Here is a 25179-nt window from a genome sequence, read left to right on the forward strand (position 1 = left end):
AAACAACAACTGCAACTCGAAGGTCCAGGTACTCAACACAAGCAAATTAAAGGGCCAGCTACTGAAATGTAGTCTAGCCCTTCTTCTGCTCTTTTTCCTTACGTGCCTTATCTCTATAGTAAGATTTCGGCTTTGGACGACGCTCTGTATCTATATATGCAGCCGGGGCAGCATCCTCGCGCGCCGCGATTTCGGTTTCGTCGCGCTCACTAATTAGCTCCTGCAGATCATTATAGACATTATAGTTATCCAGCGTTTCAGGCATGCGCAACATGTGACGCAAAACTTGTACTTGAGAAATACTCGTTCGGTCATTTCTAGCAGCTTCAGCCTTCTTCAACAATTTCTCAACCAGGTCCATGCTATCATCATGCGCCCCAATACCTTCGAGCCGCTCTCTTACTACCAATAACTGCTCATATAAGTTCATGTTGACACTCCCCTCAAAAATGGCAGACCTCAAAAAATCCGCATAGGATTATGGTAACATAGAGCATAAAACCCGTCAAATTAAAGGGACAAAAGGCAACACACAAAACATAGGTTCGGAGCTCGCTTCCGATTGTCGTTCCTCGGCCGGCGGAGGGCAATAATCGGAGACACGACCATGCCTCCGATTGTTATTTCTCGGCAGAGAGATAATCGGAGGCAAGCTCCGAACCTATGGGGTTATTGTTGGACGAAGACGCCGAGGGCTTCGTTTGGGGCGGAGGTGGCGGTTTCGTCTGTCTCTACCGCTTGTACGGAGACAAGATTGGTATAGAAGGTGCTACCACCGTTGAAGTCGGCCAGCCGATCAGAAGTGGTCCAGTTGACGTTGCGCTGATCTGGACTAAACTTTGGCCACCAGACGGACGTGGTGGCCAGCACGCCGGGGCGCACATCCTCCGATACTTCGGCCACCAGGTGGCACCAGCCACGTTCATTGCTGACCCGCACCAGTTGCCCGCTGCGGATACCGCGTACCCTGGCGTCTTCAGCATGGATACGCAGGGTAGGTGTGCGCTCCTTAGAGATCAGGGTCTGCTGATTCCCAAAGGTTGAGCTGATAAAGTGGTGGGCTGCCGGACAGAGCAGGGGCAGTAGCTCATCCCTGGTCGCGAGCCGCGATGAATCCCGGCGCGCCTCGACCTCCGGTACCCAATCGGGAACGGGATCATAGCCTTTGGCGATTGCCTGCTCCGAATAGAACTCGACTTTCTTCGAAGGGGTGCGGAACACACCATCCTGGAACGGTACGCGCTCATGCTCAGGAATGGCCAGCGGAATCGAGCCTTCAGTTTGAAAGCGCTCCAGCGTCAGACCTTGCAGGGTAGGTTGTTGTGCAGCGGTCGCCGCCAACACCTCCTGGATCACGGACTCGGCATCCTGATGCAGCCAGGGCTCCTCAAAACCCATGGCAGTCGACAGCGCACGCATCACATCCCAGTTACTGCGCGCCTCACCCAGCGGCTCAATGGCGGGCGTATTATATTGCAGGGACAGGTGCCCATACGGCTTGTGGAGGTCTACCTGCTCCAGCTGGCTGGTCGCCGGCAGAATAATATCGGCATAGCGCGCCGTATCGGTCTCAAACAACTCGTGAACTACCGTAAAGAGGTCCTCGCGCTGCAGGCCCTCAACCACTTTGCTAGAGTTAGGAGTTGATGCTGCGGGATTGGCATTGTAGACATATAAAGAGTAGATTGGGGGATCGGCCTCGCCGGTCAGAATCGCGCCCAGGCGGTTCATATTCAGGCTACGAGTCGGTGGTGGGCAGGCCGCCTCGTGGCTATGGCCAACGGCCGCCTTATTCCACTTCAACCAATCGCTAGTACTATACATCAGGCCTCCACCCCTCACACCATATTGTCCCACCACAGCCGGCAGGCACACCAGAGTGCGCACCGTCTGACCGCCATTGGTATGTCGATTGATGCCATCAGAGATACGCAACAAGGCCGGGCTGGTCGTGGCATAGGCACGGGCCAGATCCACGATCGTCTCGCGAGCCAGGCCAGTGATAGTCGCCCCACGCTCAGGCGGATACTGCATAATGCGCTCCCGCAACTGCTCCCAGCCAACGCTATGCTGCTCAATCCACGCGGCATCATGCAGGCCTTCGGTTACCATCACATGCATCATCGAAAGGGCCAGGGCCGCATCCGTACCAGGCAAAGGCTGAATATGCTGATCCGCCGAGCGGGCAGTCAGGGTACGAATAGGATCAATGACCACGATGCGCGTGCCGTTGCGCTGCGCCTCGCGCAGAAAAGGCATCACATGAGGAGCAGTGCTGGCGGGATTGCTGCCCCAGATCAAGATCAATTTACTGTGGATTAGATCCTCGGGAGCCGGGGCCAGGCGTCCCCCCACCGTCAGCATAACGGCCTCTTCAGCAGCATAGCCACAGATAGAGCGCACAAGCTGGCAGGCACCCAGGCGATTCCAGAAACGGCTATCGGTCACACCCCCCTGCACCAGGCCCAGCGTCCCCGCATAGCTATAGGGTAAAATACATTCCGCACCATGCTGCGCGCTGATCTGCTGCCAGCGCTCGGCGATCTCAGCGATCGCTTCATCCCAGGAAATACGACTAAACTGGCCACTCCCCTTGGGACCACTGCGGCGCAAAGGATACAGCACACGCTCTGGATGATAGACGCGCTCCAGGTAGCGGTTGACCTTGGCGCATAGCCAACCACGTGTCACAGGATGGTTGGAGCGTCCGCGCACACTCACAGCGCGCCCATGCTCATCCACATGTGTCTCGAGCGCACATGTATCAGGACAATCGTGGGGGCAGGCGCCATACACCACACGTAGATTTGTATTGCGACGTCCGTCGTTTTGGATGGGCGGTTTCAACGACATAGATCCGGTATCCTTTCAAACAACCGTAGGCGCGGCCCTTGCGGGCGCTTCCAACCTCGCCTCACGCGTAGGTGCGCCCCTTGCGGGCGCTTCCAACCTCGCCGCACGCGTAGGTGCGCTCGGCGCATAAATCATCAAGGGCAATCTGTTTCCCAGACCCCCTCGCCAGTCAACCAATCCAGTATAGCATCAGGCATCAACGAGACCGCAGCATGGCGCTGTGAACAGCGAGGCAGGCTATGTAAGACCGTCGATCCATACTCTTTTGAAGTCACGCGCCGGTCGAACAGGACCACTGCGTTACGCTTACCTTCGCCCCACATAAAGCGATCGATTGCCCGATTCACCCGCAATGTAGCCATAGGCACAGTCAGCTGGCGCAACTGATCAGAATATTGTTCCGCCCGCGCCGCGATTGGTGGATCATTCAACACCGGCATAGGCAAGCGGGCAATGAAAAGACAGGCAGGGGAACGCACAATCTCATCGGCATTATCCCAGAAGCTTCCCGTTCCCAGGATCACCACCCGCTCCTGCGACTGGAAGACCTGCCACAGTTGGCGCGGCGAGCCATCGGCCCCCTGTCCCAGGACGAGGATGTTGCGCGCCTCCAGGATAGGCTTGATGGCGGTATAGGTACTGCGCAGGGCAGCATGGGAAGTAAAGAGGGCCACCACCTGTCCCTCCAGGGCCGTAGCAAGATTCACCAGGGCTTCATCCAGATGGCGCTGATATTGTGGAGCATTGGGCTCGGGCACATCGTTCGGCAGGTACAGCAGCGTCTGTTCTTGATGTTCAGACACGGCCGAGCACACAGCCACGGAATCCTGATCAAGACCCAGGCGCTGACGAGCAAAGGAAAACGAACCGTCCACCGAAAAGGCCGTACCCGCGAAAATAGTGCTGGCACGCTCCTTGAGCAGCAATTGCTTCAGCATACCAGATGTATGGATAAGCTGTGAATATAAGATCGGGGCAGGCTCAATAGAAATCGCACTGGAGCCGGGCTCCGAGACCTTTCTGGCTCCATGCTGCTGGGCCGCCGTGGGAGGTGCTGGCGGCATACGCAGCCAGTAGACAGAGTCGCTCTCGTCCAGGGATATCGCCTGCTGCACCATCTGCAGGTACTCGGTCAGCTGATAAGCGGCTGCCACCAGCTCGGAGGCCACCGAAGTATCCTCTCCGCTTCCCTGATCCTGACGGCGGCGATTATTCTGTTTGGAGAGGATGCGCCTCTCAGCATCATTGGCCAGCTCGATTACCGAGCGTAAGCGCTGCGACGCCTGCTGCCAGGCCTGCTCCACCTCATTCCAGACGCTCAGCTGGCGCATATGGCTTGTCAGGCGCAACGGCTGATCCACACGTTCATGGCCACGCCCATGGGCGCGATGCGCGCCATCCGAGCGCCCCTTGTCGCGTCCATTCTGCTGTGCGGCCTCATCGACCAGGCTGGTAAAAGCCAGGAACAGGCGGCCCACCGCCATACGCGCCTGGCGCAGCACCTGAAACCACTGCAGCAGCCGCTGGTCCAGCTCAGATTTAGGAACTGTCGGCGTCGTAGATAGGCCACCAGGTCCATTATCGCGCAGCGAAGGAGCCGCCAGAGCCAGCAGACCTTGATAGCGGCCATCCGCCAGCTCAGCACCAATGGTATTCAGCACCCGCAGCACCTGGAGTTGATCGAACTCAGAGCCACCCCAGCGAATATTCTCCTCCTCGATCAGATCGGCATCCAGAATCAAGCGCCGATCAATGGAAGCCAGCAACGGCTGCTTCAGTGAAAGATCATCAAACAGGCCAGCATGCGTTGTCACCACGATGCGGGCCTCCCGCACTCGCTCTTCGGCCAGGCTCACAAAACAGTATCCCTTACGGCGATACGTACAGCGCTGATACGTTTTCTCAAAGCGTTCATCGACCGACCGCTTCTGCTCAAAGCCAGAGGAAATGCGATCCCAGGCCGTAATTTCTTGCTGCAGCAGCGTCAGCTCGCTACGATCACCTTGCAGGGTTTCATGCGTCCACAGGCGCAACTTGGCCAATCCACGTGCCTGCTCGGCCGTTAGCTCTCCACTGGTGCGCCTCATCGCGGCCCCGAACCAGCGATGGGTGCATAAATATCCTCCATGTTCCGCCAGGTAAGCAACCGAAAGATCGGATCTCATCTTCTGTTGCAACAGGGGTAGGGTCGTATCGATCAGGCGCCGCGCGCTCTGCTGATTGGCGCAGGCAATAACGAGACGGCGCGGACCCGCCTGCGGCTCATCTTCAGAGGAAGGATTCTCGGCCAGCCACTCCAGAACCGCGAGCAGGGCAGCTGTATAATCATGGCCTCCTAACGTCAGCTCCAGCAGCAGCGGATCACGCTGCTCCAACGAAGTAAGGATAGCCTGCCGGGCAACCTCATTACCGCGCACGAGCGGTGTCTCAGCGGGTACATCAGCGACCGGCGCCACGGCGGCAGCGGGCCCGTGAGAAGAAGGCCCCGCATCCTGCTGGCGTCCAACCGCAAAAGAGAGCACACGCGGATCCATTCCCAGCTGAGAGGCGAAACGATCACCCAGGCTACCGCGTGAGAGCCTGCCCATCACGCCCTCACGCTCCTGCCGATCGCGCAACTCCTGGCGAAAAAAATGCAGCAGCGGCCACGAGCGCGGCGCATCCAGATTAGCCAGATCATTCAACACATCCAGGTCCACAGCCTGCAGGCGCTGATGCAAGGCATTGAAAACCTCCATCGCCAGCACGGTATCAACCATCGCGCGATGTCGATCGTGCGGCACGCGCACCCCAAGAGCTTCGGCCACCTGGCCCAGATTATAGCTGACCAGTGACGGCAAAAGTACAGTTGCCAGTTCAAAAGTATCGATAAGCGGATTAGAACGCGCAATGCCCCGCATACGCAGAAAGCCAGCATCAAATGGAATGCTATGTCCTACAATGGGGAAATCGCCGAGGAAATGCTGCAATTTGTTTGCCACAGCAGAAAAAGGAGGAGCGCCGATCAGATGTTCAGGCTTGATACCGGTTAAACGTTGTACCCGGTAAGGAATCGAACGACCAGGGGCCACAAATGTTTCTAATGTATCAATTATTTCGGTCCCCTGAAACTTCACGGCGGCAATCTCAAGAATTGCATCTTGCTCGGGATGTAAGCCAGTCGTTTCTAGATCAAGGGCAACACGAATGGCAGATCGTTTCGCCATAGATTATCTGTCCTCACGTCTCTCTCGACTACTTTCAACAAACGTCATCCCCGGCACTATTTGGGAGAGGAGGGGGATGGTGGCCAGTGTTCGAGCAGGGCCCGAGCTTTCAGAGCGGCCTGCCCACGATGGCTGATTCTATTTTTATGCTCTGGCGCAATTTCGGCGGTTGTCTTTCCTAATTCAGGAACCAGGAAGATAGGATCATAGCCAAAGCCATTCGTACCACGAGGGGGGTCAGTAATGAGACCTTCGATCGACCCTTCAACACTCTGATGATAGCCCGAAGGTTCAGCGATGGCAATCACACATTTAAAGCGAGCTGTACGCTTCTCCGGTGGCACACCATGCAAGCGATCAAAGAGAATAGGAAAACGTTCCTCGTAAGGGGTATCCACGCCAGCAAAACGTGCTGAGTACACACCTGGCGCCCCTCCAAGTGCATCGATTTCTAAACCAGAGTCATCAGCGAGAGAGAGTTTCCCCGAAGCACGCGCGTATGCCAGGGCCTTTAATTCTGCATTTTCTTGAAAAGTCGTTCCGGTTTCCTCAACATCAAAATCGAGTTGAAGATCGTTGAGCGAAAGCAATTGATACGGTAGGTTCGCAAAGATTGCTTGATACTCTTCCAACTTATGACGATTAGTGGTTGCTACCAATAGGTCGCGCATATAAGACTCCAAACTAGGCGGAACCGAAACATTGGAAACATTCTACCATATGATAGTAGAGTTGTCGAGGCAAAAAATTTAGGAAGCGGAAAATCCTGTGCAAAAATGCTTGACATAGTACGGGTTTACATGTATAATCCGCAGTGTTAAGAGAATAAACCGCAAGGCTCCTCGCAGGGTCTGGTTCTCAATAACAATACCCAGCCGATGTAGCTCAGGGGTAGAGCAACGCTTTCGTAAAGCGTCGGTCGTCGGTTCAAATCCGACCATCGGCTCTTTTTTTTGTCCAAGACCACCATAAAGCCGCTTCTAGTGAGGCTTTATGGTGGTCTTATGGCAAACCAGGATCACGTAGAACTGCTTAAACAAGAATATCCCTCGTGAGGGGAAAGGTCACCGTAAAGGTTGATCCTTTTCCGACGGCGCTATCCACCATGATGGTTCCCCCATGACGCTTGACGATCTCCGCCACAATGTACAACCCTATTCCCAGGCCGGGAATGGCTTTCTGCTTCAAGCCGGCGACCCGATAGAAGCGCTCAAAGATTTTGTCACGCAGCTCTCGTGGGATACCCAGGCCATAATCGCGAACACGGATCGTGGCCGTCTCTGGGGAGGCGCTCAGGTCAATTTCGACCGTAGCTGCATGGGGAGAATACTTAATGGCATTGCTGATCAGGTTGGTGAAGACCTGCCCCAACCGGTCTCGATCCCCAAGCAGACTGGCCTGTACCGCGCCACGCACCACAATGGCATGGCTCGGATTGATTTGCTGCATAGTGTCTGCGATCTCTCGCAGCAATGCGTCCAGGTCCACTTGCTCCTGGACGTACTCGAGCTTGCCTGCCTGGATCTTGGACACATCCAGTAACTCTGCGGTCAGACGTTCGAGTTGCTTCACAGGCTCTTCCACCCGCAAAAGATCCGCCGCCGCTTCATGAAGTCCTTGCCTGGCCAGGCGCCTTCTCACCAGTTGCGTCTGCATCTTGACCGAGGTGAGCGGCATCCTGAGCTCATGGCTGGCCATATTGATAAAATCATCTTTGCGTTGTTCCAGTGCTTTGCGTGCGGAATTATCCAGCACAAAGTAGATACTTCGTGCTGGATTGAAGGAGAAGTTGACACCGCCTGTTAACACAGGAAGGCGGCTACCATCTTTACAGAGATACTCTTTCTCATACGGGGTCATAAATTGATGGATGGCGAGCTCTTGATGCGCTTGCCGGGTAATATCAAAATACTCTGGAGGCGTCAAGCGAACCCCGTTGATCCTTCGATGAGACAGATCTTCCTGGCTATAACCAGTCATGCGCAAATAGGTATCATTGGCTTCCACGATCTCTTCACCTTCGGCTATTGCAATCCCGATAATACTGGAATCCATCAGGGCGCGAACTTGCTCCTGGCTCTGGCGCAAGGCTTCCTCGATGCGCTTCTGGTCCTCAATGTCGGTACAGGTGCCAAACCACTTGACGATCTGGCCTGTTTCATCGCGCACTGGCAGGCCTCGTGCCAGGAACCAGCGATACGCTCCGCTTGTGCCATCTTGCAAGCGTTGTTCCACTTCATAGGGCACACCCATCTGGATGGAGGTCTGCCACGTCTGCCGTACCCGTAGCTGGTCATCAGGATGCACACCAGCCAGCCAGCCATCACCTTCGACCTGTTCGAGGGTCATCGCCAGATAGGCGATTAAGCGTTGATTATTGTAGATGACCTTCCCATCGGGTCCTGTGATCCAGACAAACTGGGGAATAGCATCAACCAGAGTACGCAGTTCGTCTTCGATATGCTTGTGTTCAGTAATATCCCCACCTGCACAGATGAGATACTCGACCTGCTGGCTGGCGTCACGATGGGAGGTAATTGTCAGCACAATGTCCAGATACAAGTCGGTTCGTGGATGGATTCTGGCCTCAAAGCGCACAGTTTCTCCCCGGCTGGCTCGCGCAATGGCTGCGCGCAACCGCTGTTGAACAGCAGGGTCATAGGACCACGCAGGGAGGTCAGTGAATGGTTTGCCTACCACGTCCTCCCGCCGGAGGTGTGCATCTGCCAGAGGACGCTGATTGATGTCCAGGACTATCCCATCGGGACTCAAAATCGTGACTCCATCAGAGAAGCTCTCCAGGAGATCCCGATACATCTGTTCGTTCCAGCTCAAGGCCCTCTGGAGGTGCGGTGGTTCCAGATATTCATGGAAAAAGAGTGCGAGGCCTTCATCTGTAGGAGAGAGAGAGGCGTGCAGCCAGATGTTGTTGCTGGAAGACACATACTTCACTTCGGTTGGTTCTCGGGTCTTTTTGGTCTTCTGGACAGCCTGGTAGAGCGAGTTGCTCACCAGATGTGGAGCGCAACGCCAGAAGGTGTTCCCATATAATTCCTCTGGAGGTGCTCCGATGATGGCCTGCGCTCTCGCATTGGCATACACAATAGTCCCGGCGTTATCGATGACAAACAAGGCACCAGGAAGCGTCCCAAGAATGTTTATGAGTGTCTCATGCGAGAGACAATCGACACGCTCTATTTGCTTTATATGAGCCATAGTATGGTAGATATCCCTTTCACATGCCCCAATCCCTGGTGGCGAAGATTCTTCCTTGCTCTAACAGACAGAAATACACTGAAATGGTTGATATATGTAAAGAACAAGCAAGCGGTACCATTGTATTCCCAGTGAAATCTCTCGTCCGTCTGGAGTCAATGTGGTACGTCGGTGGCATCCCTGGATTCCTGTTATAATGCATGGTGCAGAAAATGTGCTGTGCACATTTTCTGCACCATGCATTATAACGGTTTTGAGCTTCGCAGGAGCGTAGTGTGAGGGGCCGAAGGCGCGAACCGCATGACTTTCAGCTTTATAAGCCTTACCTCGAGTAAAAAATGATAAATTACAATTTTATTTATTTTATGTTATAGTAATAATTAAGTTCTCAGATCACAATGTCAAGCATGTCAACTCATCGACTACTGGTTTAAACAAGGAGCTCACTATCTCTCGTAGGCAAAGGTGCGTTCAAATATTCTAACCCAAAGGAGTTGCTCCTATGGATATTAGAAAACCAGTAAGCTTTGCTGCACAAGTAGCTCATGGAGATCTTGATCTGCCCGATCCCCAAAAAATGGACATAACTACCTCATATGATACTTTCAAGGCCACAATAAAAAAGAAGGCAGGCCTTTCCAGCGAGGTAATCAAAGCGCTAGAAGGCTTTGAAACTGAGCCAGGCTCCGTTGAGAAGCAGGAAACCTTCTGGAGGATAGTAACAGAAACCAATTTAGCTCACGATGCAGAGATCCAGCATGCCTATAGCAACGTCTGGGAGATTGTTAATCGAAATGTTAAACGCTCAACAAGAAGTTCTAAACGTGCAGCAAAAAAAGATTTTAGACAAACTAAAACAAAAAGAAGATCTTCAAATGCACCAGGAGCAAGAGGCGATTTTGACCACCAGGGTGAGTCGCCAGGAGGCCATACCCCCTCAACCAGGGCGTGCGCGGCGTGCGGCTGTAAACCCCCAACTGGGGCGCACACGACGTCAGCCAGCTATGAACGCCTGGGTGGGAATCACGGCTATATCCCTCCAGTAAAATATCACTGTCCTAAAGGCGATTTCAACACATCATTCTATTCTATCGAATTCGCCCAGGGAGCAAGATGCCCTCATGATGGAACTCCGCTAGTTCCGGATTAGATAGCCCGGAGCCTTTTGCGTGGCACCAGGCCCAGATAAGGGAAAAAGATTGGTGTCAATCACAAACCAGGGAGATCACAAGCATGCCTACAAAAATTGCAGAGAGCCTGGGTAGCAAACTAGCCGACCAATGGGTCGTAACTCTTCTGACACCAGCTTTTGTATTCTGGGGAGGTGGACTTCTGGCCTGGGCCTGGAGGTTTGGCTGGGGCCCCCTAGAAAAATGGTTCACTTCCCTTACACCTACCGTTCAGATAGTTGTGTCCATTGGTGCCTTGTTAGCTGTTGTCATCTCCTCAGCGGTAGTAAAGCGCTTTGATTTTCTTATGCTTCGTCTACTCGAAGGATACTGGCCGCGTTGGCCAGGAATAGAGAAGCTACGTGGACGCCTCATTGACAGGAAGGCAGATCAATGTGATCAGAAAGAAGAGCAACGGAATAAGCTCTATCAGAAAGGATGGGATAATTTATCACGAGAGGAGCGCGAGGAATATATAGATCTTGAGAATTATTTACAATATATACCTGGTCGTACTATGCTCCTTCCAACGCAGCTCGGCAATACTTTGCGCAAAGCAGAGAGTCATGCTGATAGATATGGTTTAGACACTATCGTCTGCTGGCCCCATCTCTGGCTGTTGATGCCAGACCAGGCGAGGCAAGATCTCACAGAAGCACGAGCTTCTCTTGATACTGCAGTCCGCCTTTTTACATGGAGTATTCTATTTCTCCTATGGATCGGCCTGGCCTGGTGGATTCTCCCTATAAGCTTCATTGTCGCGTTCTATGCTTACCGTTGGTCCCTCCTCAACGCTAAGTCCTATAGTGATCTGCTGATGGCAAGCATTGATCTTTATAGGGATAAACTGTACGAAGCTTTATGCTGGCCTCTGCCTACTGACCCGGCTGATGAAAAGAAAAAAGGACAGGTACTCACCAGCTATATCTTGAGAGGTTCGGAACAGTCCCTTCCCCGCTTTGTTCGGAACAACTCTCATGCAAATCCTAAAAAAAAGATAGTGAGCGCATCCTTTTAGAAAATGATCACCATCGGTAAGTCTGCTTTGAGTGTTTGTGAGCATATGATATGCAGTCCAGGATGAGGCAATCCTTTGTAGCTGGTCAGCAGCTGGCTTTAAGATGTCAGGGTGCGCAGAAGATAGGTTGTGAACTCACGGTGCTGCGCCTCGTCAAGCAGGCACATGTCCTTCATCAGCGTCAACAGGGTCATGATCTGGCCAGCAATCAGCGCGTCGGTGACCACCATGCGTACATTTTCATCTTTGATGTCGAGAGTAGCATCGCTTGCGGTGGTACGATGAAGAAGCATATGATTGATTGATGACTGGAAATCGCTAGAAAGCCTGTCCCGTAAATCATCTATAGCTTGTTGAAAAGTTTTGTCCTGCATTAATCTTCCTCCAGATCGCATTTGGATATATATATAATGCTATCAATCTCTCCAGTAACAATGTATTTAAAATGCAGTAACGAGAAGCCAGGTCGGCAACCTTGTCTGGTAAAGCAAAAGGTCTGCCTGTCAGCGATCTTCCCGGAAGCTACTCAAAAGCTGCATTCCCTTGTACATATCGATACCGTAACTAACAAGGAAGGAATCGTGGGCAGAATCAATACTTCTGAATATTATAGCAAGTATAGGTGCGGGCAATTCATCAAGCTCACGGCCTTATATTGGCGCGATACTCAGGCCCGAGGGTCCCTTTCTTTTGTTCTCATTAATGAAGCAAGCTAGCAAAAATTGGCTATTTGATGCGTGCTTTGATATTCATGCCACTCATTCCATAATGGGAAATTTATATGTTTCAGATGCTTCAGCCTTCGCCAACGGGTACTTTTGGAACAAACATTGTCAGCAACTGATAAAGCTGACCTCGATTATATTTAAAAAGCCATCTAGAAGCCGATAAAGAGAATAATAGCGCAAAAGATCGCAATGATTCAATCATCCCACAAGATATCGATATGCCTGCCAAAATGTAATAACATTGCTAAGTAATCACGTCGTATAGCGATATTATTCAATGACAAAATCGAAAGATATGGCTTTTTCGTGCACTTTATAATGACGACGAGTGTACAAATAGAAGCTTCCTTTTACGCATATAAATGTACACTCAACAAGCGAAGGCAATCAAAGAGATTGTCAAAATAGAGAAAAACGATATTGAAAGGAAATTTTTTCATGGCTGTACGTGAAGCAATTCGTGAGCAAGCTGGCAAAGAGACTGGCATAGAAGGCATGCCACTTATATTAGCTGCCCTGATGTCTCGCCGCGAGGAGCGCGAAGAGGGTGAGGGCATCCAGCATCCACTGCTGTTAGCAACCTTGCTGGCTCGTCGCAAGGAAGGTGAAGAGGTTGAAGGCATCCAGCAGCCATTGCTGCTGGCAGCTCTGATGGCTCGTCGCAAGGAAGGTGAAGAGGTTGAAGGCATCCAGCATCCATTGCTGTTAGCAACCTTGTTAGCCCGCCGCGGCGAACGCGAAGAGGGATTTGGCATCAACCCAATCGTGCTGGCAGCTCTAATGGCCCGTCGCCGCGAGCGCGAAGATGGAGAAGGCATCAACCCAATCATGCTGGCAGCTCTGATGGCTCGTCGCAAGGAAGGTGAAGAGGTTGAAGGCATCCAGCAGCCATTGTTGCTGGCAGCTCTGATGGCTCGCCGCCGAGAGACCAGAGGTGGTGGCATCAGCCCCGTCGTACTGGCAGCCTTGATGGCCCGCCGTGGTGAGCAGGAGAAGGGCGAAGAGGGAATGGGCATCAGCCCTGTCGTACTGGCGACCCTGCTGTCTCGTCGCGAGGAGCGCGAGGAAGAGGGCATCAGCCCCGTCATGCTGGCAGCCTTGATGGCCCGCCGTGGTGAGCAGGAGAAGCAGACCGTATAGTGCTGCGCGCCAGCCGAGGGCGCGACGCCCCAATCTCTTTCGTATGGTATTTTGCAACACATGCACTGCGGTGCATGTGTTGCAAAATATATCCATAATTCGTTTTGAGCACCATAGATACGAAAGCGCATACAGAGAACTGGCGAAAGAACATGGAAGTCTGACACATTCAAAGAAGATGAAAGGGAAGCATTATCGTGAAAACTAATCCCGGGCAATCGGCCGATCAGAGTGCCGTAGATCCGATAGTCGAAGCACTTATCAAAGAGCTGATTGGAAGCACCTCCTATCAAAAGTCTTCATCGCGCAGCGAAGATAAAATCACGGCGGCCCTGGTGGATGCATATATGGCCTTACTTAAACCTTCGGAACAAGCAAAGACGCCGACAGCATCCCTGGAAACAGTCATACTTGCAGAGGCACTGGCTCCAGTGCTTGCAGAAGCGCTCGCCCCGATCCTGGCGGAAGAGCTCGCCCCTGCACTTGTGAAGGCCCTTTCTCAGATGCCAGACATCCTGCAAGGCAAACAGGAAGCAGCCCCTAAAAAAGGTTCCGGCAAACAAGATGTAGATTAACAAGAATAAGGAACCGTAGGTTCCTTATTCTTCGCGCAGCGCACGAGAGCTCATACCGAAATCAATTGAGTTACAGCTCTGAGATCGATTATTTGAGATCGAACAGGGGACAACGTTGCCGGAAATCTTCGACGAGCTCTCCTACTTTTAGGATAGGTCTATGCAGCATAGACGGCGTTGAGACGTTGAGGGTTAAAATTTTGCTGTTGATACGTCGCAGGGCCTCGTCGTATTCGTTGGCGGCCTTCTCTACAGCGGCGTTGAATCTACGCTTCTCGCTTTCAAAAGGTGCAAGCTTGCGGCTGGTCAAGCGCTGATGCTGTGAAATCAGGTATTGAACTTTCTTTGAGGCGCGTTCCAGGTCAGCATCGATCTGTTTCTGCAATTCGATCTCAAAGGGCACATAACCATTATTCTTCAGCAGCCCATAGGCCATGCTGTTATCATCTTTGGGAGACGAATCCAGTTGGAGCGGCTTACCTATTCCCTGTAAATTATCAAAGTCCCCCCGCTCCTGCGCCTGGCGGATCAACTCCTCCACATAGTCCCCCATGCGCCGTCCACGATACGTTGAGAGTTGCTGTTCCTCAGTATCTACTGCAGGCTTCTCTGCTTTCTTTCGCCAATCGACAAATTTCATCTGGCACTCTCGCATTCCTTATATAGCTACGTCTTCTATATAGCTACGTCTTCGTTCCTTTCTTTTCTATCTATTATAGCGTTTTTGATTGCAGTACGAGCAACCTCATAGGCAGCAGCTAACGGAATATCATGTGCTTTCGCCAGGCGCTGGCACTCCTCATACTCGGGCGAGGCATGAATCAGCTGGTCGCCCAGGCGCTTCACCTTGACCAGCATCGCGCCCAGTTCAGTCTCGATGCGCACCTGCTCACGCTGGGCCTTGAGACGACGAATGTGCTGTATCCGGACGCCGAGCGTCGTCGTTTCACGCAGCAAGAGCAAGGCCAGCTGCTCACCAAGCTCAAGCGGACAAATAACGGTCAGCAGAGTGGCCGGACGATTCTTCTTCATCTGGATAGGGGTATAGGTCACATCCAACGCCCCAACAGCGAAGAGCCGCTCCATCAGGCCCCCCAGCAGCTCGCCGGTCATGGTATCGAAATGCGTTTCAATCACAGCCACCCAATCGGTATCCGCAACCTGCTCTGGTGCGGCCACACCAGGGGCCGTCCCGGCTATCTGCAACGACCGGCCAAGACATAAACGCAGCGCTCCGGGCCAATCGTGGTCAGTCGCGCCCAGACCATAGGCGGTCCGCTCGATAGACATGGGAGGAGGATCGAAGCGGGCGCAGGTCGCTAGCAGGGCTGCTGCCACCGGCGTAACCAGCTCGCCAGGCAAGAAGCCGGGTTGCCAGATAACGGGATGGTGACGCAGAATTTCCAACGTCACAGGCGAGAGGACAGGCACAAAGTGATGCCCCCTCTCCACAACGCCGCTGGTGAGCGGTAAAGAAGAGGCAAACACGCCACCAGGAGCCAGTTCATGCAGGCCCGCCAGTACGGCTAGTATCTCACAGAGTGTGGAAGGGGGCACGCGTATGGCCTCGATAGGGGTTGTAGAGACAGCTGCTTCAGCCTCAACCAGGCAGCGCAAACAGGCCAGTGCGGGCTCGCGCAGCCGACCAGGTTGTAAGCGGGCCTCCCACTCAGCCAGAGAATACAGCGCCCCACTATCCCCAGCAGCCACTATTGAGAAACGGGTACCGTGAAGTCCCTGTCGTTGTGCCCTGGACGACTCGATCTGGTAAGTTCCGGGCGCAGCAGCCAGCGCCAGGGCGCTCTGCACACTGGCCATAGCGAGGCCAGCATCCAGCAAGGCACTCAGCAAGAGATCGCCACTCACCCCCATTGAGCAATCAATATAAGCAATCGTATCCATCGCAAATCCATTCTACCCAAAGCACAGGCATTCAACCTGACCTGTACATGCAAGCAGCTAAAAGTATGACATATCCACCTGCTATCAGCAAGCTACTATTTAGTACCTGGCGAGCAGCCTGCCTGCATCAAAGGGAAACAGTCAATTATAAGCAAGGCCACCTGAATGGCCAGCTAACTCGGCCATTCAGATGCATACATCCAGTTATATGCAAGAATATAAGAAAATTCATTATGTATTCCCATGCAGGCTAAACTCAGCGACCTCAACATTCAGCTCGTTCATAGCAGGAAAAAAAGCGGCGCAATCTGGCTCATGAACAAGGCAGGCAGATAATTTATGCATAGCATCATGCAAGCGATTACGCACGGTACGATCAGAAATCCCCAACGCCTGAGCAGTATCTTTTTCAGTTTTATCCGCCCAATAGATCAAGAGAACCACGGTCCGCAACCGCTCAGGCAAACGTTTGACCACATCGATTACCACGCTGGAATCGATCGAGCGCAGCATCAGGTATGCCTGCTCATCTTCAATTTCGAACGGATTATGCATATAATCAGTACACGGAGCCACATGATCCAGACTCAATATCAGGCGGCGTGGAATACGACGGCCTTTCTCGATCTGGGCAGTACTGAGCCGTCCTTCACGCAGCATAAAAGAGCGATAGACATGCATGCGTTCATAGCGGACACAATGGACAAAATTTTCCTCCCAAAAGGGGCGCTGGGGATCAAAGATAGCCTTTAAAATCGCCTCATTTAAATCTGAGCATAGATCCAGGCTCATATTACGCTGTTCATCCCATCCCAATCCATAGCACTTCTGAGCCACACTATTGGCCCAGAGCTCATTTTTAGCCAGCGTGCGGACCATAATTACTTCTGAAATACGCTGGCTACCAGCTTCATCTTTCTGGCGACGAGCAAAACGTAAGGACTTAACAAGCACTTCGCGCGGCAACTCTGATCGTTCCACAACACGCCAAAACTCTGATGACCCATACGCAGGTAAAGTATTAAATGTTTTGATAATGTGCAGATGCCGCTGCTCAATATCAATACTATATTTTTTACGGGATGCCCCCACAACTTCCACCTATTCCCTAAAACTATTTAAACGTAAAGAACAAAAAAGAAACTTCTTATGCATCCTTTCTAATAAAAATCTCGTGTGCGCTACTATACAACATGGCCTAAAAAACGTCAATATCTTCTAACACCTTTACTCCCTCTCATATACATTACCCAAAACGCGAAGAAAACCGGAAAGGTTGAATGGTCGGCTTCCCTGTGTACAGGGAAGCCGATCGTCTTTGTGCGGACGGGCGCATGCGCGCCCGAGCTCTTTTTTTGTGGTGTGTTGCAGAAAATGTGTTGCACACATTTTCTGCAACACACTAAGAATATGATTTGAGCTCTAACCGTGTTTAAACTCTTGGAAAGTGAAGGTGGCTATGGAGGGAATCAGATCGCCCTTGTGCAGGCGGGAGCATGGAGTCAGGTTGTTTTTATGCAGTGGTGCACACAGGACGTCTGGCGTCCTGTGTGCACCACTGCATAAAAAATGTTTTGAGCATCGGAGGTGCGAAAACGCATGCGCAGATATCACAGCGAACCTAAGTATCAGACACACTTTTAGGCATTGTTGCAGCAAGTGCGTCATGACGCACTTGCTGCAACAATGCCTAAAAAAAGAGTGGGGACGTCAGCGCCCCCAGGCTAGCCACCATATCCTGATGGCCATAGAAATAAAACAATGCTCTCAAAGAGAGCTACTTGCCGGTTTTATGGAAGGCCAGGGCGTTCCGATATACTTCCACATAGCGCAGAGCTGAGGCGTGCCAGGAATGGTCGGCCGCCATGCCACGCAATTGCAGTGTGCGCCAGATATCCTTAAATGGATACAGGGCCAGGGCGCGTACGATGGCCGCAAAAAACTCCCAGGCATCATAGTTATGGAAGACAAAGCCATTGCCCTCACTACTATGCGGATTATACTCCTGCACCGTGTCGGCCAGACCACCAACGTGGCGCACGATCGGCACGCACCCATAGCGCATAGCATACATCTGATTGGTGCCGCACGGCTCAAAACGAGAAGGCATCAATAGCATATCGCTACCAGCATAAATTCGCTGTGCCAGCTCGGTATTAAAGGTCAAGAAAATCGCGACCTGATCGGGATAGCGAGCGGCCAGCTTCTGGAACATCTCATGATAATGCTGATCGCCGACGCCCAGTAGCACAAATTGCACACCCTGAGCCAGCAAAGGATGAATAATCTGCGCCAGCAAGTCAAAGCCCTTTTGATCGGCCAGGCGCGAAATCATCGCCAGCAGCGGCACATCCGGCTTGACCGGGAGGTGCGCCTGCTCCTGTAATGCCGCTTTATTCTCTGCACGCTTCTCCAGCGCATCAGCGTCATACTGCGTATGGATATAGTTATTAGTGGTAGGATTATTCTCTTGATAATCCACCCCATTCAAAATACCAAACAGCCGATCGCGCCGCGAACGCAGCATATGATCCAGTTTCTCGCCAAAGGTCGGCGTCAAGATCTCCTGCGCATAGCGCTCACTCACCGTCGTCACCGCATCAGCAAACAGGATTCCCCGCCCCATAATATCAACCACATTTGCCAGTTCCGCAATCTGAGGGTAAACAAAACCATTTGCAGCCACGCCCGCAACCTCAAGAAGACGATAGCCAAAAATACCCTGATAAGCCAGATTATGGATTGTATAGACCGACGCAGTATTAGTAAAAAAGTCATCGGCTCGATAAATAGTATGGAGCCAGTTAGGCACAATGCCAGTATGCCAATCATTACAATGGACAATATCGGGCGACCAACCTAAAGACCGCATCGCCTCCAGAGCTGCCCGGCAAAATAAAATAAAACGCTCACCATCATCTGTATAGCCGTAAATATTTTCGCGATCAAAGTACCTGGGGGCATCAATCATATATACCGGAATATGATTGCCAATTTCTGCCTGCCGTAAACTGGCGGAGATCTGAAAATTTCCCATTGGCACAGAAATCGAATCAAGGATTGTCGTCAACTGAAAATGCTGCTCATCAACCTGGCGGTAACGTGGCATAACCAGGCGCACATCATGCCCCAGGGACTGTAAAGCCTTAGGTAATGCGCCAACAATTTCAGCCATACCACCTACTTTGACAAACGGCTCAATTTCAGCAGCAAGAATCAGAACCTTGAGAGGTTGTTCAGACTGCATACAAGTTCCCTCCCACTCACGAAATGTACCCCATTATAGCATGTTGGTATGGCAGGGCGTAAGGTAACCGGGTCCGTGCGAGCTCAAAATCCGCCGCGATTCGTCTGTCGAGGTCGGCCAAAATCTGTTGTAATCGGTACAGATTGCTGCCAATTGACTGCCAGAATTTTTATGCTTTGAGAGGCTGGAAAAGCTGATTTGCCAAGCAATATGCCACCACAACAGGCATCATTAATGCTATGCAAAGCAGCTTTGATAGTTCAGCAACTTCATATCAGTCATCTTCGATGCCGTTCTCTAAGGAAAGGATTTCAGTCAAGGCATCATCCGCAACTGCGCAAGCACGTCCCATAGCTGGATCCAGGCGAATTTCCATCAGCCGCCGAATGGCTCGGTCTGGAATATTACGACGTATTTCACCCAGAGCCTTAATGGAGGCCAGGCGCACCTGCCAGTGCGTATGATCAAGCAAATCACTTAAGTAATCAAGTACAGTAGGGACCGCTAACTTCAGTTCGCCCAATATTTTCGCAGCCTGGGTATACATAGGAGTGCACAACACTTCCCCAATACATATACCGGTCTGCATTGTTTCCCTAACCTGAGGTAGCAATTCCTCCAATGTATCAGGATATACTCTTTTTAATATATATATCGTATTAATCCTCACTAATGTTGAATCATCTTGCATTGCTTCCATAAATGTGCTTCTTGGAGCAATGTCTCCCTTTCTACCCAAAGTTTCAATTGCAGAGCTTCTTATCGCTTCCGAATCATCTTGCAATACCTCTTTCCATATCTCCAAAGGTATCCGATCACCTTGTTCTTCTAAAGCTCGAACAAGAGCCATTTTCACAGTTTCTGAATGATCATACAACGCATGCATCCAATCCTCCAAAGGCACCCAATCTTGCCACTTACCCAAAACGTCTATCACTGCGGCTCTCACATACTGTGAGGAATCACCCGTCAATATTTCTCGCCACATATCCAAAGATATCCACCCTTCCTGCTCCCCTCCCCAAAACACCGCGGCTCTTCTTACGTTTTCTGAAAAATCACGCATCAAATGCATCCAATCTTCCAGTGATATCCGCTTTCCTTGCTTTTCTAAAGCTTGTATAACTGCAGTTCTCACTTTTTCTGAAGGATCATTCATCAATATTTCTCGCCATTCCTCCAGCGATATCTGCTCTCCCTGCTTTTCTAAAGCTTGTACAACTGCAGTTCTCACAGATGCTGAACGATCGTTCAATAACTTTCGCCATTCTTCCAGCGGCATTTGCTCTTTTCGCTCTTCTAAAACCTTTACCACAGCGCTTCTCACATCCTCTGAAGGATCATTCATCAACTTTCGCCAATTATCTAGCGGCACCTGCTCTCCATGCTTACTTAAAATCTCTACAGCTGTAGCACGTACATATTCTTCTTCATCTACAAGCATCTCTTCTACTACTTTTATTGGTACTTTAACCCCTAGATTCTCTAGTGCTATTTTTGCTGTATAACACGTTTCGTCATACACTTTATGCAACATATCTATTAGAGTGCCTATAGATACATATTCTTCTTGTTCTCCTAAAATTTCCATTACAGCACTTCTCACTTCACGTGATTCATCATGTAGCAGTTCCTGGCACAAATTCATGGGTATCTGTTCCCATTGTCCCCTTAACGCTTTCACTGAAGCACACCGCACCATCCACGATTCATCGTGTAACAACTCTTGCCATATCTTCATTGGCACGCGCTTTCCTCGTTCCCCTAAAGCTTCTACCACGACACTCCTCACATTTGAGTCATCCTCGCGCAACAGCTTTTTCCACATTTCCATCGGCACATCCCTTCCCCGTTCCCATAAGGCATCCAGAGCGGCTCTCCTTACTTCCCAAATATCATCATGTGCCAACCCCCACCATACATCCAAAGACACACTTTCATTATGCTCTCTCCAAGCATCCACTACCGCTTTTCTCACTAAAGGATTTTTATCATTAATGAATAAAGAAATATTTTCGTCAGCCAATATATGCAGAGCCACTTTTTTTGTCTCTAAATCTACACTTTGAAGACCTGTCAAATCTAGATCGCCAATAGTATAAAAGTTAGCAAAAAAAGCTAAAGCTAATTTCCTCACTCTGATTGATTGATCACAAATTAATACTTGCCACTCTGCCAATGGCAGCCAATCTCTATGCTCTTTTAAGACATTAATTACTTTCCACCTCATATCAGCATCTTCTTCATCCAGTAACTTTATCCATATCTCCGCTGATATTTGTTCTTCTATTTCCCCTAAGATTTCGATCGCCGCCTCATCCAAATATTCTTCGTTATATTGCAATGAATCCTTCAATATCCTTAATGGCACTTCTCTTCCTTGCCGTAACAATTGTAACACGGCTAGAAATTTAACCATCACATCATTATGATTTATCAATTCCAGCCATAGTTCCAAAGGTACCAGATCACTTTTTCCCTTTAATACATCCGCCACCACATCTCGCGCATCCCATGAGTCATCATATATTAAAGATCTCCATACCTCTAATGGCACACGATGTCCTTGCTCTTCAAGAGCAATCACTACGTTATATCGAACTTCCCACGATTTATCATTTAATAAGTTTTTCCATATATCGGCTGGGATAGTACTTATCCGCTTACCCACTGCTTTTACGGCGGCAATTCTCACGTCTTCATCAAAGTCATACAATAAATCCATCCAGACATTCAATGGCAAAATTTTTTCTTGCTTATCCAGAACCTCAACTATTGCACTGCGTACACTCCAATCTTCTCCATCTAATAAACTCGTCAATAATTCTGGTGATATCAATTCTCTCTGTCTACTCAGAGCTTCTATTATTACACTGTACACGTCTATTGCACTGTACATGTCTTTTACACTGTACACGTCTGTTACACTGCTCACGTGCCGGTCTGCATAGTGCAATAACTTTATCCAGAGATCTAATGGCACCAATTCACCTTGTTCTTCCAGAGCTTTTACCACTACGAGTCGCACATTATTTGAAGTGTCAGACATTAACTCCATCCAAACATCTAATGGCACCTGTTCTCGCCGTTCCCTTAAAGCTTCTACCGCTGTACTTCGCACTATCCAAGGAGTGTCGTGTGCTAATGCTAAATCTTGCCATATTTTTACTGGCACGCGTTCTCCATATTTTCGCAGTTCCCCTGCTGCTGTATGTCTAATACCAGGATCAGGATTATATATCAAATCCATCCAGACCTCTAATGGTATTTGCTCCTCCCAAGCGCTCAATATTCTAACTACTTCACTTTGCACTCCCAGAGATCTATCACGCACCATTTTTATCCAAACATCCAAGGACACCCGCTCCTTTTGCCCTCCTAACGCTTTTACGGCTTCGCGCCGCACACTAGCCGAAGATGCGTTCACCAACTTCATCCAGACATCCAATGGCACCCGCTCCCTCTGCTCTTCTAGCGCTTTTATAGATATACTATGCACAACAAATGAAGGGTCGTACACCAACTCCATCAATAATTCGTAAGAACCATATCGTCCAAAGGCTTCTAGAGCTATCTGAGCATACTTAACAACATCTCCATTTCGAGATTGTAGATATTCACGTATCTGCTCTACAACATCGCGTGTCCACCCATGGTATAATGCACCAATCTCACTACTCAGAATCATTAACTTCTTTAACCTGATACGTAACCGATTGTTTTTCACATTAGACAGTTCTTTTAACCATAACAACACGACATTGTGCTCCAACTTAATAAGCATATTTTCTGGTTGCTCAATTATGCTACTCAATTCAGCAAGGGTGCGGATAGCGAGCACAAGACCTAAGTCCCCAATGTCTCCCTCTTTACTTTCTCTTTGTTGCAGTAATGAAAGCAGCCACTTTTCTAGCATGGCCTGGCTACGTACCCTCCTGGATTGATAGAGGCACTCCCCCAACATGCACAGTATTTCTGTCCAGCGACTATACATGCGCTTACTCCAAGCAAGGTCCCATCCTTCCTGTTGTTCTTGAGCGTCATCGCTGATCATCATATTAGACAATTCTACCGCGACAAGATATTCTTGAAAGGTCTGGTGGCGAAAACTATAGGTTTCATGGGCCACAACGTCTAATAGTCCGGAAGCAATAAGATCACGGGTAATCTCATATGTTTCATGCCAGGAGTGCCGCTGTACTTTGTCTAAAAAGGTCAGAATATCATCCTTGGTAAAGGTGCGGCCTTTGCGCTGCAGGTAGAGCCAGTAGGCCAAGGCTGAGAAGGTATGCAGGAGCTGTTTGCCATGTATCTCATCTTTGGCCCGAAACGTAACAATGGCATTGACCACCTCTTTATAGAGGAGGACTCTACTGGCCAGCAAATCACCTGTTCTCGCATAAATAAGAGCTGCTAGGCTCAGTAACAAAGGATTCTGTCCCCAATCCGATGCGTGTCTATGTGATCTTAACGTAGTCAAAAACGCTGAAGCTGAAATCGCAGATGAGAATAAGTCTATGTTATTTTGAAATACGGCAAATATTTTTTCGGCTAGCACATTTTGTAGTTCCCGGCTCATCGGAAGCAATTCCCACTCGGCAAAGCTACCAGCTTTAAATTGCCCTCCCTTATACTCAGTAAAGCGAGAACCGACAATCCAGGTGTTGCCAGGAATCCGAGCCCAATCATTAATAAGCTCGATGATTTTCGGGCGCAGATCGGGACTCACTTCATCCAGGCTGTCAAGTGCAATAAAGGCCTTTCCACCTGTGATAGCCTGCCATAGCATATCCGCATATTCGCGCTCAATGGCCCCGTTCTCAAGCATGTCTTTGAGATATTGGGGCAACGTTTTCTCGGTACGCGCAAGATCTGCCAGAGAGAGAAAGACAGGCAAAGGTTCTGTTTCATCGCTTAAAGCTTTTTCAGCACTCTGCTTCACCAGGTATTTGAGAGTAGTTGTCTTGCCGGTGCCAGGACCGCCAAGAATAACGAGGCGGCTCTGTGGACTCCACTGGATCGCCTCTTCTCCATGCTTTGCAATAATTGGACGGCCGCTATTCTCATCAGGGTGCTGAGAGGGACTCTCTACACTTGAAAAAGAGAATGAATGAATATTCTCTTCCTTTTGCTCTCCCAATAGACGACGTCGCTGCCCATATCCAAGGTTTTCGATGATCAAAGGGTTGGACTTTAGCTCTAACGGCTGAAAAATGGCCTGGAGAGATAATGGACCAGCAACGCCTTCTATGGGCAAGGTGACCTGGCTATACTTCTGCACCATATACTGCAGGTATTGCCTGCGAGCCGCGACAGCGAAATCTGGGCGCGAAGACTGCTTCAGAGGCGGATCGGTCAACCAGATTTCACCATAGCCGCTCTTCTCCTCGATGATGCGCGGTAGTGGCAGAGGAGGATGAACTTTATAGAGGGTATTCACTTCTTCCTGCACCTTAGGGAGCCAATTGTAGAGCTGATGAAAAGAGAGAGCATGGGTAGCAGATGCCTCTATTAGCTCGTGAAAACGTGTGGAACAGGCGGCGCGAATGGCCCAGGACAGAAAACCGGAGCCACCATCTAATGCCTCCAGTTCGCGTGCCTTTTCATTCTGAGAGCAAGCAGAAAGAATGACATCAGCGCTCCCTTTCATTTTCTCAAGCACTGCACCTGGTACATCCTCCACATCTCGAGTTCCATAGACACCGCCGCTATGAGCGCCAGCAGCATGGCAACAGTCCAAGATCAAGACTTTGTAGCGGGAACGGCACTCTTGGAAGTAGGCCTTAATGTCATTGACTTTGATTGAAGTGGCCATAAAACGCTTGATATTCGTATCATTACACACGAGATAGAGTTGCTGCTTATAGAAAATACCGTGACCAGCAAAATGAAAGATGACCACATCATCTTCATTACACTGCTGAATGAACTCAAGAAAATCAGCAGCAATCGTAGCATACGAGTCAGCCACAATATCCTTAACGGCGGTAAATTTGCAGAGACCCTGAGGATCTCTCCACACCTCAGCTAACAGTTGGGCATCTCGCTCGGCGTACTTCAGCGTCTTTCCCTGTATTGTTGGTCCATTTGCCCCCACCAGATAGGCATATCTCTTCTGCTCCATA

Annotated in this window: 15 protein-coding genes and 1 tRNA gene; 5 read left to right on the forward strand and 11 right to left on the reverse strand. The window is 50.4% G+C overall.

Translation table 11 applies throughout. The features are described from left to right. Window positions 1–73: 73 nt before the first annotated feature. The 4 genes from JMI88_RS29460 to JMI88_RS29475 form a co-directional block, all read right to left on the reverse strand. Window positions 74–430 (reverse strand): hypothetical protein, encoded by a 357-nt coding sequence (locus tag JMI88_RS29460; protein ID WP_126597574.1) that lies wholly within the window; start codon window positions 428–430, stop codon window positions 74–76. A 239-nt stretch (window positions 431–669) separates the two neighbouring features. Next, window positions 670–2853, reverse strand: coding sequence for a molybdopterin-containing oxidoreductase family protein (locus tag JMI88_RS29465; protein ID WP_201365533.1), 2184 nt, complete (start codon window positions 2851–2853; stop codon window positions 670–672). Between the two features lie 134 nt (window positions 2854–2987). Next, window positions 2988–6059 carry an exonuclease domain-containing protein gene (locus tag JMI88_RS29470; protein ID WP_201365534.1) on the reverse strand — a complete coding sequence of 1024 codons (3072 nt, stop codon included), beginning with the start codon at window positions 6057–6059 and terminating at the stop codon, window positions 2988–2990. A 56-nt stretch (window positions 6060–6115) separates the two neighbouring features. Further along, the gene (locus tag JMI88_RS29475) at window positions 6116–6730 is read right to left on the reverse strand and encodes an XTP/dITP diphosphatase (RefSeq protein ID WP_201365535.1); all 615 of its coding nucleotides are present in this window, start codon (window positions 6728–6730) and stop codon (window positions 6116–6118) included. Window positions 6731–6933: 203 nt separating this feature from the next. Here JMI88_RS29475 and JMI88_RS29480 point away from each other — a divergent pair. Beyond that, window positions 6934–7005, forward strand: a tRNA-Thr gene (locus JMI88_RS29480). A gap of 86 nt (window positions 7006–7091) precedes the next feature. Here the strand turns inward: JMI88_RS29480 and JMI88_RS29485 are convergent. Then, window positions 7092–9275 carry a PAS domain-containing sensor histidine kinase gene (locus JMI88_RS29485; RefSeq protein ID WP_201365536.1) on the reverse strand — a complete coding sequence of 728 codons (2184 nt, stop codon included), beginning with the start codon at window positions 9273–9275 and terminating at the stop codon, window positions 7092–7094. 502 nt (window positions 9276–9777) lie between these two features. Between JMI88_RS29485 and JMI88_RS29490 the strand changes: the two genes are divergently transcribed. Next, window positions 9778–10425, forward strand: coding sequence for a Het-E N-terminal domain-containing protein (locus JMI88_RS29490; protein WP_201365537.1), 648 nt, complete (start codon window positions 9778–9780; stop codon window positions 10423–10425). Between the two features lie 83 nt (window positions 10426–10508). Then, window positions 10509–11462, forward strand: coding sequence for a hypothetical protein (locus JMI88_RS29495; RefSeq protein WP_201365538.1), 954 nt, complete (start codon window positions 10509–10511; stop codon window positions 11460–11462). A 98-nt stretch (window positions 11463–11560) separates the two neighbouring features. On the opposite strand, the gene JMI88_RS29500 is transcribed toward JMI88_RS29495, so the two are convergent. Further along, window positions 11561–11836 (reverse strand): hypothetical protein, encoded by a 276-nt coding sequence (locus tag JMI88_RS29500; RefSeq protein WP_201365539.1) that lies wholly within the window; start codon window positions 11834–11836, stop codon window positions 11561–11563. 792 nt (window positions 11837–12628) lie between these two features. On the opposite strand from JMI88_RS29500, the gene JMI88_RS29505 reads away from it, so the two are divergent. Beyond that, on the forward strand, window positions 12629–13330 hold the full coding sequence (locus JMI88_RS29505) for a hypothetical protein (RefSeq protein WP_201365540.1): 702 nt from the start codon (window positions 12629–12631) through the stop codon (window positions 13328–13330). Between the two features lie 197 nt (window positions 13331–13527). Next, window positions 13528–13905 carry a hypothetical protein gene (locus JMI88_RS29510; RefSeq protein ID WP_201365541.1) on the forward strand — a complete coding sequence of 126 codons (378 nt, stop codon included), beginning with the start codon at window positions 13528–13530 and terminating at the stop codon, window positions 13903–13905. A gap of 88 nt (window positions 13906–13993) precedes the next feature. Here JMI88_RS29510 and JMI88_RS29515 read toward each other — a convergent pair whose 3' ends face one another. From JMI88_RS29515 to JMI88_RS29535, 5 genes are all read right to left on the reverse strand, one after another. Then, window positions 13994–14545, reverse strand: coding sequence for a DnaJ family domain-containing protein (locus JMI88_RS29515; protein ID WP_201365542.1), 552 nt, complete (start codon window positions 14543–14545; stop codon window positions 13994–13996). A 35-nt stretch (window positions 14546–14580) separates the two neighbouring features. Beyond that, window positions 14581–15807, reverse strand: a complete 1227-nt coding sequence (gene larC2, locus JMI88_RS29520) for a nickel pincer cofactor biosynthesis protein LarC2 (RefSeq protein WP_201365543.1) — start codon at window positions 15805–15807, stop codon at window positions 14581–14583. A 231-nt stretch (window positions 15808–16038) separates the two neighbouring features. Next, entirely contained in the window at window positions 16039–16899 is an 861-nt protein-coding gene (locus JMI88_RS29525; RefSeq protein WP_201365544.1) for a sigma-70 family RNA polymerase sigma factor, read from the reverse strand. A gap of 685 nt (window positions 16900–17584) precedes the next feature. Beyond that, complete coding sequence (gene glgA, locus JMI88_RS29530; protein ID WP_201365545.1) at window positions 17585–19054, reverse strand: glycogen synthase GlgA; 1470 nt, start codon at window positions 19052–19054, stop codon at window positions 17585–17587. 274 nt (window positions 19055–19328) lie between these two features. Next, window positions 19329–25178 (reverse strand): HEAT repeat domain-containing protein, encoded by a 5850-nt coding sequence (locus JMI88_RS29535; protein WP_201365546.1) that lies wholly within the window; start codon window positions 25176–25178, stop codon window positions 19329–19331. Window position 25179: the final 1 nt, after the last annotated feature.

The sequence above is a fragment of the Dictyobacter formicarum genome, from assembly GCF_016587435.1.

Bases quoted from the DNA above. Each gene is read 5' to 3' on its own strand.
- JMI88_RS29460 (WP_126597574.1), bottom strand. From the start codon at position 430: ATGAACTTATATGAGCAGTTATTGGTAGTAAGAGAGCGGCTCGAAGGT.
- JMI88_RS29465 (WP_201365533.1), bottom strand. From the start codon at position 2,853: ATGTCGTTGAAACCGCCCATCCAAAACGACGGACGTCGCAATACAAAT.
- JMI88_RS29470 (WP_201365534.1), bottom strand. From the start codon at position 6,059: ATGGCGAAACGATCTGCCATTCGTGTTGCCCTTGATCTAGAAACGACT.
- JMI88_RS29475 (WP_201365535.1), bottom strand. From the start codon at position 6,730: ATGCGCGACCTATTGGTAGCAACCACTAATCGTCATAAGTTGGAAGAG.
- JMI88_RS29485 (WP_201365536.1), bottom strand. From the start codon at position 9,275: ATGGCTCATATAAAGCAAATAGAGCGTGTCGATTGTCTCTCGCATGAG.
- JMI88_RS29490 (WP_201365537.1), top strand. From the start codon at position 9,778: ATGGATATTAGAAAACCAGTAAGCTTTGCTGCACAAGTAGCTCATGGA.
- JMI88_RS29495 (WP_201365538.1), top strand. From the start codon at position 10,509: ATGCCTACAAAAATTGCAGAGAGCCTGGGTAGCAAACTAGCCGACCAA.
- JMI88_RS29500 (WP_201365539.1), bottom strand. From the start codon at position 11,836: ATGCAGGACAAAACTTTTCAACAAGCTATAGATGATTTACGGGACAGG.
- JMI88_RS29505 (WP_201365540.1), top strand. From the start codon at position 12,629: ATGGCTGTACGTGAAGCAATTCGTGAGCAAGCTGGCAAAGAGACTGGC.
- JMI88_RS29515 (WP_201365542.1), bottom strand. From the start codon at position 14,545: ATGAAATTTGTCGATTGGCGAAAGAAAGCAGAGAAGCCTGCAGTAGAT.
- larC2 (WP_201365543.1), bottom strand. From the start codon at position 15,807: ATGGATACGATTGCTTATATTGATTGCTCAATGGGGGTGAGTGGCGAT.
- glgA (WP_201365545.1), bottom strand. From the start codon at position 19,054: ATGCAGTCTGAACAACCTCTCAAGGTTCTGATTCTTGCTGCTGAAATT.
- JMI88_RS29535 (WP_201365546.1), bottom strand. From the start codon at position 25,178: ATGGAGCAGAAGAGATATGCCTATCTGGTGGGGGCAAATGGACCAACA.